Raw genomic sequence first — 18,629 nt, 5'->3', positions numbered from 1 at the left:
GCTACTCGGTTTTGGTGACGAAGCAGTCGATCTGCATCGACTTCAGACGCGAGCAGGTGGTGTTGGCTACCGTCGCGTCGAAGCCGCGGAAGCGGGCGCGATAGAGCTTGCCGTTCTGCACCGGGATGGCGACGCCGCGATAGGCGTCGAGCAGGCCGCCGGCGCGCTCGCGCGCTGCCGTCATGCGTCGCTCGGCCTCGGCTGAGTCTGCGTACGCGCCAATTTGGATTTCGAACGGTCCGCGCGGCGCCGAGTGTGCCGCGACCTGCCGCGGAGCCGGGGCAGGCGCCGGCGCAGGTTCCACCTGCTCGAGCGCCGCGGCTTGTGCCTGCAGCGTCGAGGGCTTGAGCGCGCCGGTCTCCGGCACGAAACGCGGGAAGGCGGGTGCGCTGCCGGCGCCGGCCACCGCGAATACCGGCTGCGGTGCGCTGGAGGCGGCTTCGACGCGCTCGATGGCTGCCGACGGAGGGTTCGCGCCGATGCGCACGGAGCGTACCTTGGCAACGGCGATCGCAGCGTCACGCTCGCGCGCCGACGGTGGGGGAGGCGCGACGGCTTGCGGTGGAGGCGGTGCGATGTCGGCGGCCTCGGCAACTCGAACCGGGGGCTTGGCGACTGCGGGCTGCGGCGCGCGGGCGACGAGTGCCGGCTTGCGCGTGACCTGACGCGACGCCTTGGCCAGCGCGCTCGTCAGCAGCGATTGCATCTTGGCATTGCGCTCGCGCGCCGTGTCGCCGCCGAATACCGCGGCGACGACGTGCTTGCCGTCGCGACGCACGGAGGAGACGAGGTTGAACCCCGAGGCGCGCGTGTACCCGGTCTTGATGCCGTCGGTGCCCTGGTAGCGCGTCAGCAACGAATTGTGATTGCGGTAGGTCTTGCCGCGGAAAGAGAAGGTGCGCGTCGAGAACAGCCGGTAGTGGCGGGGGAAGTCGTCCTGCAGGCGCAACCCGAGGGTGATCATGTCGCGCGCCGTGGTCTTCTGCTCGGGGTCGGGCAGGCCAGAGGCGTTGCGGAAAGTCGTGTTCTGCATGCCGAGCTCGCGCGCTTTGCGCGTCATCAGTCTGGCGAAATTCGTCTCGGTGCCGCCGATGTGCATGGCGAGGGCAATGGCCACGTCGTTTGCCGACTTGGTTACCAGGGCCTTTATGGCATCGACGACCGTCAGCTCCTCGCCGGCGTCGAGGTCGAGCTTGGAGGGAGCGGCGTCGGCGCCCTCCTGGGTCATCTTGATCTTGCTGTCGTAGTTGAGCCGCCCGAGCTCGATCAGCTCGAAGGTCATGTAGAGCGTCATCATCTTGGTTAGTGACGCCGGGTATACAGGTTCGTCGCCGCCCTTGTTGTGCAGCACGGCACCGGTGTTGGCGTCGATAACCATCGACGCGGCGCGCGGATCGGCGGCGTCCACGGGACGCGTGGCGGCGATCGTTAGGGTGAGGGCGAGGGCCGCTACAACGAGGGAAGCGAACCGACGCGCAGGGGCTTGGGACTTCGACACGCAGTACATCAATCGACAATCCTACCGTCTGTGCGAAGCTTTCGCCCGCATCTAAAGCGACAGTCGGTCTAAGGGGTTAGCCCGAGCCCCCGTGGACCTGTTCGTGTGCGGACGAGGCTCAAACGGAGCATCGTTTTGGGGCCTCTTTACGGCGTTTGCCGCGTGCCCGACCGCAATGCCAGCGGTACCCTGTCCGTTGCCGAGCATACCCGCGGTCCAACTTCATCTCGGTTAATCGCGAGCGCTCGGCCCTTATATTGCATTGCAAAAAGAACTTGAAAAATTGTGCATTGCCTATAAAAATGGCCCTTGGGTGAGGTCCTGACGAGGGCCAGGGGGTACTGCGCTGCGTCTTATCGTTTCGACAGTCTCTTAGGACACGGATGGCACCATGATCAGGAATTTCGAGGACATGCAGAAGCTCGGTCAGACCAATGTCGACAGCGCAATGAAGATGCTGGGCGAGTGGAACAAGAACTGGCAGGCGATCGCCGCCGAGATGAGCGACTACACCAAGCGCTCGTTCGAGGAGAGCACCGCCACCATGGAGAAGCTCATGTCGTCGAAGTCGGTTGAGCAGGCCGTCGAGATCCAGACGAGCTATGCCAAGCGCGCCTACGACGACTATATGCAGCAGATGTCCAAGATCGGCGGCCTGTACGCTTCGATGGCCAAAGAGGCCTACAAGCCCGTCGAGAAGATCCTACAAAACGGCGGCTGAGCCGGATCTGCGCAAACCTGCGGCATTGAAAACAAGGGCTCGGCGCTTGCCGGGCCTTTTTTGTGTCCGGTTGCGTCCCCATCATATGCCTCCGGGGTCTTGCCTCAGGCACTCGCCAGTCGGCGTCGGGAAAACCCGGGGAGTGGCCGGAGGGCAGTTTGCAGCCGCGGGCGGCGTTGCGTATCGTGAGTCATCGCAAAGCGCACGAGCGCGGTTGTAGGAGCGGGTCGGCGCGGAAAGCGCGGCCCAGGGACGGACGTTGGCATTAATGACTAAGACGCTGGCGCTGGGGCATCGTCGCTTGGTTACGAGGGGCGCGAAGAACGATCCGCCGGGGCGCGAGCCGCCCGGTAAAGATCGCGGGAACGAGGACGGACGTACCGGCATTGCCACGAAGACTCGGCCGAAGACCAAGAAGCCGAGCCTCTACAAGGTACTGCTGTTGAACGACGACTACACGCCGATGGAATTCGTCGTTCTGGTTCTCGAAAAGTATTTTGCCAAGGGACGCGATGAGGCGACGCGCATTATGCTTCATGTGCACCATAAGGGGGTCGGCGTCTGTGGGGTTTATCCCTACGAGGTCGCCGAGACTAAGGTAACGCAGGTCATGGATTTTTCACGCCAGAACGGTCATCCTCTGCAGTGCACTATGGAGAAAGAGTAGGTAAGCCTTGCCATCGTTCTCGAAGAGCTTGGAAAGCGCCCTGCATCGCGCTCTTGAAGCCGCTAACGAGCGCAGCCACGAATACGCGACGCTCGAACACCTGTTGCTGGCTCTTCTCGATGATCGCGACGCCGCGGCCGTGATGCGCGCCTGCACGGTGGACCTCGAGACGCTGCGTTCGCGCGTCACCAACTATCTCGACAACGATCTGTCGGCCCTCGTCTCCAAGGAGTCGACCGAGGCCCAGCCGACGACCGGCTTCCAGCGCGTCATCCACCGCGCGGTCGTGCACGTGCAATCCTCCGGCCGCGAGGAAGTAACCGGCGCCAACGTGCTCGTCGCGATCTTCGCCGAGCGCGAGAGCCATGCCGCCTACTTCCTGCAGGAGCAGGAGATGACGCGCTTCGACGCGGTCCAGTACATCAGCCACGGCATCGCCAAGCGTCCCGGCATGTCCGAGCCGCGCTCGGTGCGCGGCGTCGACGAGGATCAGACGGTAGAGGGAGAGGAGCGCAAGCCCGGGCAGGACGCGCTCAATACCTATTGCGTCAACCTCAACCGCAAGGCGCGCGACGGCAAGATCGATCCGTTGATCGGCCGCGAGACCGAGGTGCTGCGCACAATCCAGGTCCTCTGCCGCCGGCAGAAGAACAACCCGCTGTTCGTCGGCGATCCGGGCGTCGGCAAGACGGCAATCGCCGAAGGTCTCGCGCGCAAGATCATCAAGGGCGAGGTTCCCGAGGTCCTGCAGGATGCCACCATCTTCGCGCTCGACATGGGCGCGCTGCTCGCCGGCACGCGCTACCGCGGCGACTTCGAGGAGCGGCTCAAGGCCGTGATGAAGGAGATCGAGAACTATCCGGGCTCGATCCTGTTCATCGACGAAATCCACACCGTCATCGGTGCGGGTGCGACGTCGGGCGGCGCCATGGACGCCTCCAACTTGCTGAAGCCGGCGCTGCAGTCGGGCAGCGTGCGCTGCATCGGCTCGACGACCTATAAAGAGTACCGGCAGCACTTCGAGAAGGATCGCGCCCTCGTCCGCCGCTTCCAGAAGATCGACGTCAAGGAGCCCTCGGTCGAGGATAGCGTCGCCATCCTCAAGGGCCTCAAGCCCTACTTCGAGAGCTTCCACAAGCTCAAATACACGAATGATGCGATCCGCACGGCGGTCGAGCTGTCGGCGAAGTACATCCACGACCGCAAGCTGCCCGACAAGGCGATCGACGTGATCGACGAGACGGGCGCCTCGCAGATGCTCGTGCCGGAAGGCAAGCGCAAGAAGAAGATCACGGTGAAGGAGATCGAGGCGACCGTCGCCACCATGGCGCGCATCCCGCCGAAGACCGTCACCAAGTCCGACGCCGAGGTGTTGATCAACCTTGAGAAGGATCTAAAGCGCGTCGTGTTCGGCCAGGACCTGGCGATCGAGGCGCTGGGCGCCGCGATCAAGCTGTCGCGCGCCGGCCTGCGCGAGCCCGAGAAGCCTATCGGCTGCTACCTGTTCTCCGGCCCGACCGGCGTCGGCAAGACGGAAGTCGCCAAGCAGCTCGCCGACCTCATGGGCATCGAGCTTCTGCGCTTCGACATGTCGGAATACATGGAGAAGCACACGGTCTCGCGCCTCATCGGCGCGCCTCCGGGCTACGTCGGCTTCGATCAGGGCGGCCTGCTGACCGACGGTATCGACCAGCATCCGCACTGCGTGCTGCTGCTGGACGAGATCGAGAAGGCGCATCCCGACCTGTTCAACATCCTTCTGCAGGTCATGGATCACGGCAAGCTGACGGATCACAACGGCAAGGCGGTCGATTTCCGCAACGTCGTCCTCATCATGACGACGAACGCGGGTGCCGCCGACATGGCGAGACCGGCGATGGGCTTCAGCTCCTCGAAGCGCACGGGCGACGACACGGAAGCGATCAACCGCATGTTCACGCCGGAGTTCCGCAACCGTCTCGACGCGGTCGTGCCGTTCGCCGGCCTGCCGCCTGAGGTGATCACCAAGGTCGTCGACAAGTTCATCTTCCAGCTCGAGGCGCAGCTCGCCGATCGCGGCGTGATGATCGAGCTGTCGGAGGAGGCGACCCGCTGGCTGGCCGAGAAGGGCTACGACGAGAAGTTCGGCGCCCGTCCGCTCGCCCGCGTGATCCAGGAGCACATCAAGAAGCCGCTCGCCGACGAGCTCCTGTTCGGCAAGCTCGAGCACGGTGGCACCGTGAAGGTGGTCGTTACCGGCAAGGGTGAGGACCGCAAGCTCGCCTTCGATTATCTCGCCCCCGATCCGGCGAAGCGGCCGAAAGGCAAGGCCTCGGAGGATGAGGACGAGGACGACGAGGAGCCTCAGACGGTGCTGGTCGAGGCCGCGCCGCGCAAGGCACTGCCGTCGCCGAAGGAGCGCAAGGAGCGTCCGGCAAAGGGCTCAGGCGGCGCCGTCCCCAACGTGCCGCGTCGCAAGGACGACTAGCGGCAACCTCGCTGCAGAAATTGAAAGCGCCGGAGACCCTCTCCGGCGCTTTTTCTGTCGGGGCCGCGGTGCGTGCCTAGCGCGGCTCGCTTTCGATGAACTTCGATCGCCATTCACGACGCATGCGGCCTTGCCGGTAGGCATCGAGAAACAGCGCGCGCATGTAACCGAGGTCGAAGGCGGACTGTTGCGGCTGAATGTTCAGGTAAGGGCGCGGCGAGGCGATCAGCATGGGCGACTGCCACCGCTGCGCAGCCGTGAATAGATCGTAGGCTGGCACCAGCCAGATATCAGTTCGCGCGGGGTCTGATTGGAGAGCGTGTGCCGCGGCGTACTGCTCGCCCTCATCGGGGAACAGCACCCCGTTATGGATGAGATAGGTCGCCGCCGCTGGTTTCCTGAGGCTCGGCGCCGAAAGAAACGGCTCGCCCGCTCCCACGCGCCGCAATGCCGGGTTGCGCACCGCAGCCAAGCCGCCGCTCACCGGCATCGCCTCGGGGTCGATAAAGGTAGTGAGATCGACTGCGGCGCGAAGAATGGCCCCGATCTGCCGCCGCGCTTCGGGATGCCGGCTGGCGGCAATGGCGCCGAGATCCCAGACGGTCTCCCGTCTTGCTGCCGAGCCGGGCAGGGCGACAAGCAATCTGGCGCCGGACTCGTGGCGACGTGCGATCTTCTCGACAAGATTGGCATCGAGATAGGAGGCGGCGCGCCCTGCCATCTCCTGCAGGCTCGAGGCATCGCAAGCGAAGATGTCGGCGATCGCGCCATCGCCTTCGCCGCCTAGAAACGCAAAGGGGGCGAGCAGCGCGCTCATCCCGACAGCTGTTATCACGGCAAAATCCGGCCGCGTTCCTGTCTCGCCCCAGCCAACGAGCAACCCGGCGCCGTAGGCGGACTTGAGACGCCCATCAGATAGCGCGAGCATCGCCGCCGGCTCGGCTGACTTGGCACGTGCGGCGAGCTTCGCCTGGTTCTGCGCGGCGATGACGGCTTCTTGGACGGTCTGCGCCTGTGGCGCCTTCCAGCATCGGCTGGGCGCCGCCGCCTGGGTCGCGGGACCGTTCAATATGGCGGCAGATGCCAGAACCAGAAGCGCGAGAACCGTTCTCCGCATTCCCAACACTCTCCCAACCCGCCGCACAGCCGGCGGCTGTGGATCGGGCTACGGACCCAAATGGGCACATTGATGACCCCGTGCGTAGACGCCGGGCCCGGCCGATCTATTAGAGCTTGCAGCTTCTTAACCGGATTGGCTCAGAATGCGGTGGCTCGCTGGTGGCCTGCCACGAGCGGGCGGGAAACCGCGCTCGGTCTATTGCGTTCGGCCGAAGCGGGAAGGCGAGAAATAGGAGGCTTCCCATGAAGCACTCAGCTGCGTTCGGCGCCGTCATCATCGCGGTTTGCGCGACAGTTCTGGCGCCGGCGATCGCCACTCCGGCCGCGGCCGGCGGCTGGCATCGGTACGGCTACGACGCTCCCCGCACCTACAAGCGCAGCTACCGCAGCCGCGCTTACGACAGCGGAGTCCGCTACTACAACAGCCCGCGCGCCTATCGCGCTGCCTGCGGCTACGGCGATTGCGTATGCCTGCGCAACTTGGCTGTCTCCACCGGCAACCCGGTGTGGTGGGACAAGTACCAGGCCTGCGCTGGGTGAAATTGAAACCCCTGGCGTCGTCGCGCCGGCGCTAGAGCTGCGTGTAGGCGAGCCCCGTATAGGGATCTCTGCCGCCGCGGTAAACGTAGCAGCCATCGCCGCCGCTCTCGCCACAACCCGTCGCCGGCGATGTCTCCGCTGCTCCGTACGCGGTGCCGCTGCCCTCTGTCGCTTCCACCGTATTCACTTGCCACTGCAGCGCCGGCGTCTCGGCCACGTTGTGGGCGCAGGCGCCGAGCAATAACGACGCCGTGCCGGCGATCACCAGGCCAGTGAACCGGCGTCCAAGAAATTGGCGCGACGCCATACGAGCTGAACCCAACATTTGTTACGCTTTCCGTGAGCGTTGAAACATTCCGGGAGAATTCGGTGAGAGGAGTGTCGCCGACGGCGGGTGTATATGCAGTCCCCTGATTGGGGGACGGCGGAGCGTCAGCAATGGGGGAAAGCCGCTGTACCCCGAACTAAACGGCGCCCATTCACCAGCGGGAACTTCGGGAAGCGCGGAAGAACTGCATTTCAATTGAAGCAACTGCCACCATCGCCTAGCATGTTGGTTCAAGGGCGCAAATTCTGTGCGTGGGGAGCGCGCGCAGATGAACCTAATGGGATCGACAGTCGAGCTGAGTCACCCAGTCTTGGTAGATCTGCCGCGTATCGCGCAGACCAAGACAGTACCTCCTGCGGTCCGCAAGTTCGCCGTCCAGCGTCCCGAGCTCATGCGCTTCCTCGACGGCGCGATCGGCCGTCGGCTCATCCTGTTCAGGGCGCCGGCCGGATACGGCAAGACCATTCTCGCCGCCGAGTGGAGCCAGCGTCTGCGTGAGGGCGGCGCGCTTGTCGCCTGGCTCAGCCTCGACAGCGATGACAACGAGCCGGGCGCTCTCGCCTATCATCTGGCGCGCGCCTTCGAAAGCGCCGGCAGCAACCTCGGGCACGAGGCGATCGAGCTGCTCAAGGCGTCGAACCTCATGCCGGCGCGCAACGTCATGTCGTCGCTCCTGAATTCGGCGTCCGAGGTCGATAGCGAAATCTACCTCTTCCTCGACGACTTCCACGTCGTCGCCGACGTGCGCTGCCACGAGCTGATGAAGCTCTTGCTCCGCTATGCGCCGTCCAACCTGCACCTGGTCCTGGTCTCGCGCACGGATCCACGGTTCTCTTTGTCGCGCCTGCGGCTCGAGGACGAGCTGGTCGAGATCGACGCGACGCACCTGAAGTTCAAGCTGGCGGAAATGGAAGAATTCCTCGGCGAAGCGCTTTCGACCCGACTGGGCAAGGCTGGCGTCGCCAAGCTGCACGCGACGACGGAGGGCTGGCCCGCCGCCCTGCAGCTGTCGCGCATCTCACTGCAGAACTCGACCGACCCGGTCGCCCAAGTGCGCACCATCACCGGCACCTCGCGCACGATCTCGGAGTATTTCGAGGACACTCTCGCCACCGAGCCCGACGAGGTGGTCGACTTCCTCCTGAAGACATCCGTCCTCGACCAGATGAATCCCTCGCTGTGCAGTGCCGTCTCCGGCTGCCGCGAGGATGCCGGCATCCTCGAGGAGCTGGAGCGCGAGCAGTTCCTATTGGTACCGCTCGACGACGACGGAACCTGGTACCGCTACCACCATCTGCTGCGCGAGTTCCTTGTCGACCGCCTGCGCGCCCGCATGGGCGACCAGATCCCCGACCTGCACCGGCGCGCCTGCCGCTGGTATGCGGCGCGCGAAATGTGGAGCGAGGCGGTTCAATACGCGATTGCCGCCGGCGACTATGCGCTCGCCATCGAGTTCATCGAGCACTGTGCCATGTCGATGGTGGCGCGTGGCGACTTGCTCACGCTCTTGAGCTGGGAGGAGAAGCTGCCGCGCGAGCTGATGAGCGGCCAGCTCGAGGTCAAGCTGGCGCTCGCCTGGGGCATGTGTCTCGTCACCCGGTTCAAGGAGGCCGAGGTCCTGCTTTCGCAGGTCGAGGCGGGCACGCATAGCGAGCCGGGCAGCGACCTGTGGTGGCGCTGCCGCGCGGCACGCGCTGTGTTCTGCGCGCTTGCCGAAAACGCGGCGCAGGGACGCGACATGGCGCTCGAATGCCTCGCCGGCCACAAGTTCGATGCCTTCAACTTCAACGCGCTGTGCAACGTGGCCCGCTACGCCTACCTGAAGTCGGGCGACTGGAAGGCCTACTACGCGCTGCCCAACCCCGACCGCTCGGCCAGCGAGGCGTCCTACGTCCTGCCCGAAAACTTCCGCCTCTGCCTCAATGGCCTCGCCGCGGTGAAGCAGCTGAAGTTCGACGACGCGTTCGAGTACTACGCCGCGGCGGCAGCGCTCGCCGAAAAATACTCCGGCGCCAAGTCGATGACGGCCTCCATGCTCACCGGGCTCACGGCGAGGCTGCAGTACGAGCGCGGCGACGTGACCGGCGCCGAGGTCAAAGTTCTGGACGCCCTGGAACTCATCGAGACGACGGCATTCCACGAGGGGTTCCGCAACGCCTTCTTCGTGCTCGTCCGCGCCGCGGCGCTGCGTGGGGATACCGAGCGGGCAATGAGCCTCCTGAACCGTGCCGAGCGCCTGAGCTGGGAGCGCGGCTGGGGCGTCGTGATCGCCATGCTGCTGGTCGAGCGCACCCGCTTGCTGCTGGCTGCTGGGCAAATCGGCGAGGCGCAGGCGCTACTCCCCGCATTCGAAGAGCTGCAGGCGAAGACCGCTGCGTCCAACACGTCATCCGCCGCCTCGATCCGCACCTGGCGCATGGTAGCGATCGGTCTCGTCGATGCCGCCGCCGGCAAGCCGCGAGAAGCCGCGGCAGCGCTGGGCGAAGCGTTCGATGGTCTCCTGTCGACCGACGACCGGTTCATAGCACTGCGCGTCGGCGTCGACCTTGTCGTGCTGCACGACCGCCTCGGCGCATCCGACCGGGCTTATGGCCTATTGCGCAAGTTGATGGGCTGGGGCGCGGAGGCCAACATGCCGAGCTTCGTGCTCGACCACGAGCGCCGCATCGTGCCGATCCTCTTGAAGGCGCGCGACGCCGGCGCATTCGATGCCGACCCCGCCGCCCTGCGGCTCGTCGACCGGCTGCTCGACCAACTGCGCGATCGCGTCGCAACCCGCAAACCCGCTCTGGCGCGACCGCCTGACGACCTCACCGCCCGCGAGCGCTCGATCGTCGAGTTCATCGCGCGGGGCAGGTCGAACAAGGAGATCGCCCGCGAGCTGGGCGTTGCTCCGGAGACGATCAAGACGCACTTGAAGCGGATCTTCCAGAAGCTTTCGGCGGAATCACGCGCGCAGGCCGTGGTCCGGGCGCAAAGCCTCGGCATGCTCAAGACCAACGGGCATCACGCCGCCCTGTAAGCCGTCACCAGCTTGGGCGTCGTGCCGTGGTCGTTGTCCGGCCAAATGCCGTCGGCCATCGCCTCGAGCGCCGGGATGTTGGTCAGCCGCAGATCCGGGCCGGCGGCGGCGATCAGTCCGCGGCGCTCCAGATCGACGAGGATCGCGCTCAGATCATCGAGCGTGAGCTGCAGAAGATCGGCGATGAAGCCGCACTTCCACGAGTCCTTGATGATTTCGGCCGGGCGGCCCTGCTGCACGTTGGTGCGCGCCGACGTCACGAGCAGCGCCGCGACGCGCTCGATCGGCTGGCGGTGGCCGGCGCTGGACAACTCGTCGCGCCGCGCCTCGAACTCGCGCTCGACCGACTGGGCGAGCTTGACCTGGGCGCGTGGATCGTTCTTCACGAGGTCGGGCAGGGCGTCGATCGGAAAGGCTGTAATGGTCGATTCCAGTAGCGCGCGGCCGTTGAGGTGCTGCCTCTCCAGGAAGCCCAGCCCCAGGTAATCGCCCGGGAAGGCGAATTCGATTACCGACTGCCGGTCGCCGGAGCCCGTCTCGTAGAGGCAGACCGCGCCGGTCTCGACACGATAAAGATGCGTTCGGGGATCGCCCGCCTTGAAGACGAAGGCGTTGGCTTCGATCAGCTGCGGCGTGGGGGCCGTCTCGGCGGGGGGAGCCGTAACGGGGGGGGAGGAGGAAAATGCGGGCTCAAGACGGGACGGGAGCCCGGATTTACCATGAACGCCGACTGAGGATAGCCAAGCCATTTTGGTGTCCCCGAACGCAAGACTAAAGGGGTGAACACAAATTGATTGCCACCTGAGCAAAATACGCCTGTGCGTAACTATTGTCTGTCCCCTGAATGGGGGATGGGTAGCGATATCCCCTACCCTTTTTTGCGGTAGCCGGTTTCCGCTGGTCGCTCCGGACGGCCGCCGTCGTCCCTAAGCATTGAGCGCGTTGCGGACCTTCTCGGCATTGGCGGCGAGCACGTCCGGCTTTTCCATGTCGCGTCCGTGGGGCATCAGCGGCACGCCCTCGTAGCGGGGAATGACGTGGAAATGTAGATGAAAAACCGTCTGTCCGCTCGCTGGCTCGTTGAACTGGACGACGGTGACGCCGTCGGCGGCGAACGCATCCTTCACCGCCTTTGCCGTGCGCTGCACGACGGGCATGACCTTCGCCAGCACGGCGGGATCGGCATCGAGCAGGTTGCGCGAGGGCGCTTTCGGCACGATCAGCGTATGGCCGGCCGCCTGCGGCATGACATCCATGAAGACGAGCGTGTCGGCGTCCTCGTAAACCTTGTGCGAGGGAATCTCGCCGCGCAGGATTTTCGCGAACACGTTGCTGTCGTCGTAGGGCATGCGGGTCTCCCGGCTAGCGAAAACCTGTTAAACGGAGCGCTGGGCGCCGCGTCAAGCCGCATCCGCTATGAGGGTTCGCCCCGGCGAAACGGGCCGTACTCGGTCAGAACCGCCACGGTCTCGGCGACCTCGGCTCGCTCCTGCTCCAGGTAGCGCGCCACGGCGCGGCGGAATCCGGGATCGGCAATGTAATGCGCCGAGTAGGTCGTGGCCGGCAGGTAGCCACGCGCCAGCTTGTGCTCGCCCTGCGCGCCGGCCTCGACGCGGCTCAAGCCGTGCGCGATCGCGTAGTCGATGGCCCGGTAGTAGCAGACCTCGAAGTGCAGGCACGGGTGATGCTCGACGGAACCCCAGTAGCGGCCGTAAAGGCAATCGCCGCCGATCAGGTTCAACGCACCGGCGACGTAACGCGCCCCGCGCTTGGCCATGACCAGCAGGCAGCGTTCCGGCATCGCTTCCCCGAGCTGGGCGAAGAACCGGCGATTGAGATACGGCCGTCCCCACTTGCGGCTCCCGGTATCCATGTAAAAGTCGAAGAAGGCGTCCCAGTGCCTCTCCTTGATGTCGGATCCGGCGAGGTGCTCGATAACGATGCCATCGGCGAGCGCTTCGCGCCGCTCCTTGCGGATGGTCTTGCGCTTTCGCGAGGCGAGGTCGGCGAGGAAGTCGTCGAACGTCGCGTACCCGCGATTGGCCCAATGGAACTGCCGGTCGGTGCGTTTGAGATAGCCCTGCGCACCGAGCGCCTGCCAATCGCCTTCGCTGAGAAACGTCGCGTGCACCGACGAGGCACCGATCCGCTGCGCCAACTCGGCCGCCGCGGCGCCCAACACCTGCCGATAGAAGTCCTGATCGACGTCAGGCCGCACCAGCAGGCGCGGCCCCGGCACCGGCGTGAACGGAACCGCGATTTGCAGCTTCGGATAGTAGTGACCGCCAGCCTGCTCGTAGGCAGCCGCCCAGGAGTGGTCGAACACGTACTCGCCGGCGCTGTGCAGCTTCACGTAGCAGGGCGCGCAGGCGGCGATGTCGCCTTTTTCGTCGTCGACGGCGATATGCTGCGGCAGCCATCCAGTATGGCGCGCGCCGACCGAGCCGGACTCTTCCATCGCCTTCAGGAACGCATGCGCGACGAACGGATTGAAGGTCGCCGGGTCGGGATTGGCGCACGCATCCCACGCGGCCTTGTCGACGTCGGCGATGCGGGCAACGATGCTGGCGACCGTCCCTCGCTTCTCGCCTTCGTGCACGCTCATCGCTACCGCTTACTCTCTTGTGCCCCCCGCGCGCCTAGCGCGTCAGGGCTCGTATCCCTCGAAGATCGGTGCGTCCGCCCATCTGGCTGCCGTCGCCCGCTGCTCCTCTGAGCGCACCGTCCAGGTGAAAAGAGGCAGGCCTTCGACCTCACGGGCAAACCGCGTGACGGGCGTCGGCAGGGCGTTGACGTCGTAGGCATAGAAATCGGGAGCGGCGGGGCCCGATTCAAGCAAGTTCGACAGGTCATGGGCGCGCTGCGGGCCGAGCTGATCGCGCCACCAGCAGTCGGCGGCGAACTGCCCCGACACAATGCCGCGGGGGATCTCGGGGGCTAGCTCGCGGATGCCCGTCATCACCGCCGGGTCGAAAGACATGAGCGCGACGGGTTCTTTGTAAGATTGTGCCGCTTTGGCGATGGCATTGAGGTAGCGCGCATCGGGCGCTTCCCATTCGCTCTTGATCTCGATCAGCAGTGGCACGCGCCCGCCCACGAGCTCGAAGAGTTCGGCAAGGTCGAGCATGGCGCCCTTTACGCTGCGGTAAGCGAGCCGCTTCAGCGCCGCCGCCTCGTGCCGGGCGATAGGTCCCTCGGCCTCTACAAGTCGATCGAGCGTCAGGTCGTGGAACACCATCGGAGTCGCGCAGCCGGCGGGGCGCAGGTCGCACTCGATGCCGTAGCCCTTGGCGATCGCCGCTTCGAACGCCGCCGTCGTATTCTCGATGATGCCTTTGGCGGCATCGTGCAGACCGCGGTGCGCGATCGGCCTCAGGAAGGTGTTACGATCGAGCATGTCTCTTTCGACTGTTCAAGTCGGAGCCGCGGGGACCAGTTGCTCGGGCGAATAGATATGGAGTGCGCCAGCGACATCCGGGACCGTGCATTCGACGACTACTCGGGTTTTTCCCGATAGCGTTTCAAACACGCTGACGACTACGCCCGGCCATTTATAGCCCGAAGCCTTCTGCACCTGGTCGCCGACTTTCCACATAGTGTGAGCGCGCCTTCTTGTGTGATTTAATCCCCAATGACGATTACGGCGTCGACCTCGACGGCGCAGCCGAGCGGCAGGCTCGACACGCCGACGGCGACGCGCGTGTGGCGCCCCTTGTCGCCCAGCACCTCAACCATAAGGTCGGAGGCGCCGTTCATCACCTGCGGATGCTCCGTGAACTCGGGTGTCGCGCTGACGAAGCCCGTCAGCCGCGCGATCTGCACGATGCGGTCGAGGCTACCCAACGCTGCCCGCGCTTGGGAGAGGATGTTGAGAGCGCACAGCCGCGCCGCCTCCCGCCCTTCCGCGACCGTCATTCCGCCGCCAAGCCGCCCCGTGGCGATGGTGCCATCGCCAGCCTTGGAGATCTGACCGGATATAAACAGGAGGTTGCCGACGAGGCACGACGGCACGTAGTTGGCGACAGGGTTCGGGGCTTCCGGCAGCACGATACCAAGCGTCGCAAGTCGCGCCTCGACCTTGTCGTTCATGCTAATGTCCCTTTCCACTGCAATGGCCGTCTTGGGGTCCGTGTGGCTCGCCTTTTTGACCCGGGGCGCCGGGTCTTGGCAATGGCGGGCTGGGGATCAAGTATTCCGGCGTTTAACTTGTCCGGGATAGGCTGCGCGGCCGAACGACCGAGAGGAAGAATGTCCCACGTCTCGAAAGCCTTGGTTGCCTGCGCAATGAGCGCCGCGGTTCTCACCACGCCTTTTAACGCCCCGCTGGCCCAGGTCGCCGGGGGCGCCGTGCAGTTCCGCCCGCATCGGGCCGTGTATGACATCTCCTTCGATCACGCGACGCCCGGTTCCGGCGTCGCCGACATGAGCGGCCGCATGGTCTACGAGATGACCGGCACGAGCTGCGGCGAATACGCCCAGAACATGCGCTTCGTCACCCGCATGACCAACCAGGAGGGCGTTGCCCAGGTCAACGACCTGCGCACCTCGAGCTTCGAGGAACTCGCCACGCATCGCCTGAAGTTCTCCTCCAGCCAATACGAGAACCAGAAGCTCGCCGAGGCGTCGCAGGGCAGCGCCGGTCCCGGCAACGGCTCCTCGTTTACCGAGGTGAAGCTCACCAAGCCGGCCAAGAAGACCGTCAAGTTGCCGTCCGACATCTACTTCCCGATCCAGCATTCCCTCGCGCTGGTCCAGGCGGCACGCGCCGGCCATAGCCAGTTCACCGCGAACCTCTATGACGGTTCCGACAAGGGCGAGAAGTTCTACGAGACGAGCGCCGTCATCGGGCCGCGCGCCGGTCCGGGCGGCGTGCAAGTGCCGTCCGGCGTGACGAACGGCGACAAGCTCAACGCCACCGCCTCCTGGCCCGTTGCCATCGGCTATTTCGAGCCCGGCCCGACCCGCCTCGATGCGTTGCCGACCTACGAGCTGTCGTTCCGTTTCTACGAGAACGGCGTATCGTCGCGGCTCTACATCGACTACGGCGATTTCGCCATCCGCGGCGAGCTCAAGGAGCTGACGTTCCTCGAGGAAGGCAAGTGCGGCACGCCTCCGGCGCCGGCGACGCCGACGATGCCTGCGTCACCCGTCAAACGCTGATCTCCGGGTCGCCGACTTCTCCCGCCATTTCCGCCAGCGCCCGCCGCGCCGGTTCGATGTCTTCTGGCGGGATGCCGTCGGACGCGCAGAAGACGAGCAGCGTGCTCTCGTCCTGCATCAGGTGGTCGAGCACCGCGGCCAGCATGCCGGGCGATCGCGACTGCGCCCGCAGCTCCGCTGGGCCGACGCCCGTCATGGTCAGGAAGCGGGACAGTCGCTGCATGTCGCCGGCGAGGAAAAGAAGACCCGACACGCCGATTGATTCTGCCCGGTCGGTATGCATGCGCCTCAACCCTCAATTCACCTAAACGTCGAAAGATAGCGGTCTAACGGCCGATTGGGGCGGCCTCCGCCTATTCATTAACTGTTGGTTACGCCTTCGCCAGCAAACTCCGGCCCGGCCCAGACTGAGAATCGGTGCAAAAGGGGACGGGGAGTGCGAGCTGCAGCATCATGAATATCATGGAGACCAGTGCCGCAGGTCCGCGCGTGCCGCTGCGCCGCACGTCGGGCCGGACGGTTTTGATCGTGGAAGACAACGAGCTCAACATGAAGCTCTTCCACGACATCCTTGCTGCGCACGGCTACACGACCATTCAGACCCGCAACGGCCTCGAGGCCCTCGACCTGGCGCGTCGGCACCGGCCGGCGCTCATCCTGATGGACATTCAGTTGCCGGAGATCTCAGGACTCGAGGTCACCAAGTGGATCAAGGAAGACGATGAGCTGCGGCACATCCCCGTCGTTGCGATCACCGCCTTCGCCATGAAGGGAGACGAAGAACGCATCCGCTCCGGCGGCTGCGAGGCCTACATCTCGAAGCCCATTTCCGTCGGACATTTTCTTGAGACCGTGCAGCGCTTCGTCGGTGAGCCGCGCGCGTAAACAGTAACCGTTGAGTTGAAATGACCGCCCGAGTTCTTGTAGTCGACGACATCCCGGCGAACGTGAAACTGCTCGAGGCTCGGCTATCCGCCGAGTACTTCGACGTGCTCACGGCCGGGTCCGGCCAGGAAGCCATCGACATCTGCGAGCGCGAGCGCGTCGACGTTGTGCTCCTCGACGTGATGATGCCGGGCATGGATGGCTTCGAGGCGTGCCGCCGGCTCAAATCCAATCCCAAGACGCACCACATTCCGGTCGTGCTCGTCACCGCGCTCGATCAGGTGTCGGACCGCGTGCGCGGCCTGCAGGGCGGCGCCGACGACTTCCTGACGAAGCCGGTCGACGAGATCGCGCTCATCACCCGTGTGAAGAATCTCGCGCGCCTCAAGACGTTGACCGACGAGATGCTCATGCGCGCGCTCACCGGGCGGCAGATGGGCATCAGCGAGGACGCTGCACTCTTGAAGGCACTCTCGGAGGAGCGAGGCCGGGTTCTGGTCGTCGACGACGACCAGCGCTCGGCAACCCGTCTCGCCGACTGGCTTGCTACCGTGCACCGGCCGACGGTCGCCGCCGACCCGCAGGCGGCGCTGCAGGCGCTCGCCAACGAAGAGTTCGATCTGATGATCGTCTCCCTGTCGCTGTCGGGCTTCGACGGGCTGCGGCTGTGCTCGCAGACGCGCTCGACCGACCGCAGCCGCCATCTGCCGATCATCGTCCTGGTCGAGCCCGGCAACGAGGCGCGCCTGCTGCGCGGCCTCGACATGGGCGTCAACGACTACATTATGCGCCCCGTCGACCACAACGAGCTGCTCGCCCGCGTGCGCACGCAGGTGAAGCGCAAGCGCTACTCCGACCACCTGCGCAACCGGCTGGAGGAGAGCATCGAGGCATCGGTGATCGACTCGCTGACCGGCCTGCACAATCGCCGCTATATGGAGACGCACCTCACGACACTCGTCGACGAGGCGCGCCTCAGCGGCCGCTCGCTGTCGGTTCTGCTCGCCGACATCGACCACTTCAAGCAGGTCAACGACACCTACGGCCACGATGCGGGCGATGCGGTCTTGAAGGAGTTCTCGGCCCGCTTCCGGCGCAACACCCGCGGCATCGATCTTGCCTGCCGGTTCGGCGGTGAGGAGTTCCTGATCATCATGCCGGACACCACGATGGCGCGCGCCTATCAGGTCGGCGAGCGGCTGAGGGTCTCGATCGCCTCTGACGCATTCCCCATCGGCCCGGGGCAGGGGATCCATCTGACGGCGAGCGTCGGACTTGCCACACTCGAAGGCCCGGACGACACACCCGAGACCGTCTTCCGCCGGGCCGACAGTGCGTTGTTCGCCGCCAAGCGCCGCGGGCGCAATCGCGTAGCGGCCAACGCCGCTTAGCCGCGTCGAGCCAAAAGCAAAGACATTTCAATGGTGAGTCGGATTGGGGGCGCGCCGCCATCTGTGGCGCGCGGAGCGCCATGCACATGCAATCTGGGCGGCTTTGTGGCGATGGCGATTCGACGTGATGATTTGATCACAGTCAAAGCGTAACTTGCGTTAACCAAGGTCCTCTGTCAGATTACCATTTCTTGAGGGGGTCGATAGATTTCGCGCGTGGGGCTTCTTCAGGCGGGCGGCCAGCATCCCACGCGACAATTTGGTTTTCCGTACTATCAGGTCCGCCGCATTTCCTGATAGGGCGGGAAAATCGTGGCTTGGTCTCAGCGGCTAGAGTGGCCTCCTCGTTGAAGCTGCACCGGACCAGCCACGGCACCAGGCGGGGAGTCAACGCCCTCTTTGACGATCCATCTGGTTACTAGACCAGGGTCCGTGGCTTTCTCGGACTAACTACCCCGCTGCCGGGTTGAGTTGCGGGCCCTGGTCAAGTCTCCCGACCGCTCCCCTTTTGCAAATCAACCATGTTTGTGGCTGCGCTGCCGTCCGTTGGCGCGCGGCTTCATGAGCGCGCGCCGAGTGCCCGCAGGCTCACTTGATCTTGGTCTCTTTGAACTCGACGTGCTTCTTGACGACCGGGTCGTACTTTTTGAATACGAGCTTCTCGGTGCTGGTGCGCGGGTTCTTCTTCGTCACGTAAAAGAACCCCGTGCCGGCGGTCGACAGCAGCTTGATCTTCTGCGTTACGGGCTTGGCCATATTCGGGGGACCTTAGGGGAACCTGAAAACTGTCTGCGGGCTCGCAGCGAGCGCGCACCATAGCCACGGCGGATC

General features: G+C 64.9%; 18 protein-coding genes. 8 read left to right on the top strand and 10 right to left on the bottom strand.

Features of this window, described 5'->3' with window-relative positions:
* Position 1: 1 nt before the first annotated feature.
* A complete protein-coding gene (locus GIW81_RS05480; RefSeq protein ID WP_195930402.1) occupies positions 2–1,498 on the bottom strand; it encodes a serine hydrolase in 1,497 nt (498 codons plus the stop codon).
* A gap of 391 nt (positions 1,499–1,889) precedes the next feature.
* Here GIW81_RS05480 and GIW81_RS05475 point away from each other — a divergent pair, with 391 nt between their 5' ends.
* The 3 genes from GIW81_RS05475 to clpA all read left to right on the top strand — a co-directional run bounded on the left by GIW81_RS05475 (position 1,890) and on the right by clpA (position 5,353).
* Complete coding sequence (locus GIW81_RS05475; RefSeq protein WP_154738290.1) at positions 1,890–2,219, top strand: phasin family protein; 330 nt, start codon at positions 1,890–1,892, stop codon at positions 2,217–2,219.
* A 268-nt stretch (positions 2,220–2,487) separates the two neighbouring features.
* A complete protein-coding gene (gene clpS, locus GIW81_RS05470; RefSeq protein ID WP_154738289.1) occupies positions 2,488–2,886 on the top strand; it encodes an ATP-dependent Clp protease adapter ClpS in 399 nt (132 codons plus the stop codon).
* Between the two features lie 7 nt (positions 2,887–2,893).
* A complete protein-coding gene (clpA, locus tag GIW81_RS05465; RefSeq protein WP_154738288.1) occupies positions 2,894–5,353 on the top strand; it encodes an ATP-dependent Clp protease ATP-binding subunit ClpA in 2,460 nt (819 codons plus the stop codon).
* A 76-nt stretch (positions 5,354–5,429) separates the two neighbouring features.
* On the opposite strand, the gene GIW81_RS05460 is transcribed toward clpA, so the two are convergent.
* Positions 5,430–6,470, bottom strand: coding sequence for a hypothetical protein (locus tag GIW81_RS05460; RefSeq protein WP_154738287.1), 1,041 nt, complete (start codon positions 6,468–6,470; stop codon positions 5,430–5,432).
* 245 nt (positions 6,471–6,715) lie between these two features.
* Here GIW81_RS05460 and GIW81_RS05455 point away from each other — a divergent pair, with 245 nt between their 5' ends.
* A complete protein-coding gene (locus GIW81_RS05455; protein ID WP_154738286.1) occupies positions 6,716–7,012 on the top strand; it encodes a hypothetical protein in 297 nt (98 codons plus the stop codon).
* A gap of 31 nt (positions 7,013–7,043) precedes the next feature.
* Here the strand turns inward: GIW81_RS05455 and GIW81_RS05450 are convergent, their stop codons facing one another.
* A complete protein-coding gene (locus tag GIW81_RS05450) occupies positions 7,044–7,319 on the bottom strand; it encodes a hypothetical protein (protein ID WP_154738285.1) in 276 nt (91 codons plus the stop codon).
* A 298-nt stretch (positions 7,320–7,617) separates the two neighbouring features.
* On the opposite strand from GIW81_RS05450, the gene GIW81_RS05445 reads away from it, so the two are divergent.
* Positions 7,618–10,362, top strand: a complete 2,745-nt coding sequence (locus tag GIW81_RS05445; protein ID WP_195930401.1) for a LuxR C-terminal-related transcriptional regulator — start codon at positions 7,618–7,620, stop codon at positions 10,360–10,362.
* Here GIW81_RS05445 and GIW81_RS05440 read toward each other — a convergent pair.
* The 5 genes from GIW81_RS05440 to GIW81_RS05420 all read right to left on the bottom strand — a co-directional run bounded on the left by GIW81_RS05440 (position 10,347) and on the right by GIW81_RS05420 (position 14,451).
* Positions 10,347–11,111 (bottom strand): Crp/Fnr family transcriptional regulator, encoded by a 765-nt coding sequence (locus tag GIW81_RS05440; protein WP_154738283.1) that lies wholly within the window; start codon positions 11,109–11,111, stop codon positions 10,347–10,349. The genes GIW81_RS05445 and GIW81_RS05440 overlap by 16 nt on opposite strands.
* Before the next feature lie 177 nt (positions 11,112–11,288).
* Positions 11,289–11,711, bottom strand: a complete 423-nt coding sequence (locus GIW81_RS05435; RefSeq protein ID WP_154738282.1) for an HIT family protein — start codon at positions 11,709–11,711, stop codon at positions 11,289–11,291.
* A 65-nt stretch (positions 11,712–11,776) separates the two neighbouring features.
* The gene (locus GIW81_RS05430) at positions 11,777–12,967 is read right to left on the bottom strand and encodes a GNAT family N-acetyltransferase (RefSeq protein ID WP_154738281.1); all 1,191 of its coding nucleotides are present in this window, start codon (positions 12,965–12,967) and stop codon (positions 11,777–11,779) included.
* A gap of 42 nt (positions 12,968–13,009) precedes the next feature.
* Positions 13,010–13,759 (bottom strand): glycerophosphodiester phosphodiesterase family protein, encoded by a 750-nt coding sequence (locus tag GIW81_RS05425; RefSeq protein ID WP_154738280.1) that lies wholly within the window; start codon positions 13,757–13,759, stop codon positions 13,010–13,012.
* 224 nt (positions 13,760–13,983) lie between these two features.
* Positions 13,984–14,451: a RidA family protein gene (locus GIW81_RS05420; RefSeq protein ID WP_154738279.1), complete on the bottom strand. Its 468-nt coding sequence runs from the start codon at positions 14,449–14,451 to the stop codon at positions 13,984–13,986.
* A gap of 195 nt (positions 14,452–14,646) precedes the next feature.
* On the opposite strand from GIW81_RS05420, the gene GIW81_RS05415 reads away from it, so the two are divergent.
* Positions 14,647–15,522, top strand: a complete 876-nt coding sequence (locus GIW81_RS05415) for a cell envelope integrity EipB family protein (RefSeq protein WP_195930400.1) — start codon at positions 14,647–14,649, stop codon at positions 15,520–15,522.
* Here the strand turns inward: GIW81_RS05415 and GIW81_RS05410 are convergent.
* Positions 15,512–15,805, bottom strand: a complete 294-nt coding sequence (locus GIW81_RS05410; protein WP_154738277.1) for a DUF3572 domain-containing protein — start codon at positions 15,803–15,805, stop codon at positions 15,512–15,514. The genes GIW81_RS05415 and GIW81_RS05410 overlap by 11 nt on opposite strands.
* A gap of 179 nt (positions 15,806–15,984) precedes the next feature.
* On the opposite strand from GIW81_RS05410, the gene GIW81_RS05405 reads away from it, so the two are divergent.
* Positions 15,985–16,407, top strand: a complete 423-nt coding sequence (locus GIW81_RS05405) for a response regulator (RefSeq protein WP_154739518.1) — start codon at positions 15,985–15,987, stop codon at positions 16,405–16,407.
* A 20-nt stretch (positions 16,408–16,427) separates the two neighbouring features.
* Positions 16,428–17,798 carry a PleD family two-component system response regulator gene (locus tag GIW81_RS05400; protein ID WP_154738276.1) on the top strand — a complete coding sequence of 457 codons (1,371 nt, stop codon included), beginning with the start codon at positions 16,428–16,430 and terminating at the stop codon, positions 17,796–17,798.
* 588 nt (positions 17,799–18,386) lie between these two features.
* Here the strand turns inward: GIW81_RS05400 and rpmG are convergent.
* On the bottom strand, positions 18,387–18,554 hold the full coding sequence (gene rpmG, locus GIW81_RS05395; protein WP_154738275.1) for a 50S ribosomal protein L33: 168 nt from the start codon (positions 18,552–18,554) through the stop codon (positions 18,387–18,389).
* Positions 18,555–18,629: the final 75 nt, after the last annotated feature.

Source organism: Hyphomicrobium album (assembly GCF_009708035.1).
GTDB classification, from domain to species: domain Bacteria; phylum Pseudomonadota; class Alphaproteobacteria; order Rhizobiales; family Hyphomicrobiaceae; genus Hyphomicrobium_A; species Hyphomicrobium_A album.
The sequence above is the reverse complement of the archived record's forward strand: the minus strand, read 5'-3'. Positions and strand labels throughout refer to the sequence as shown.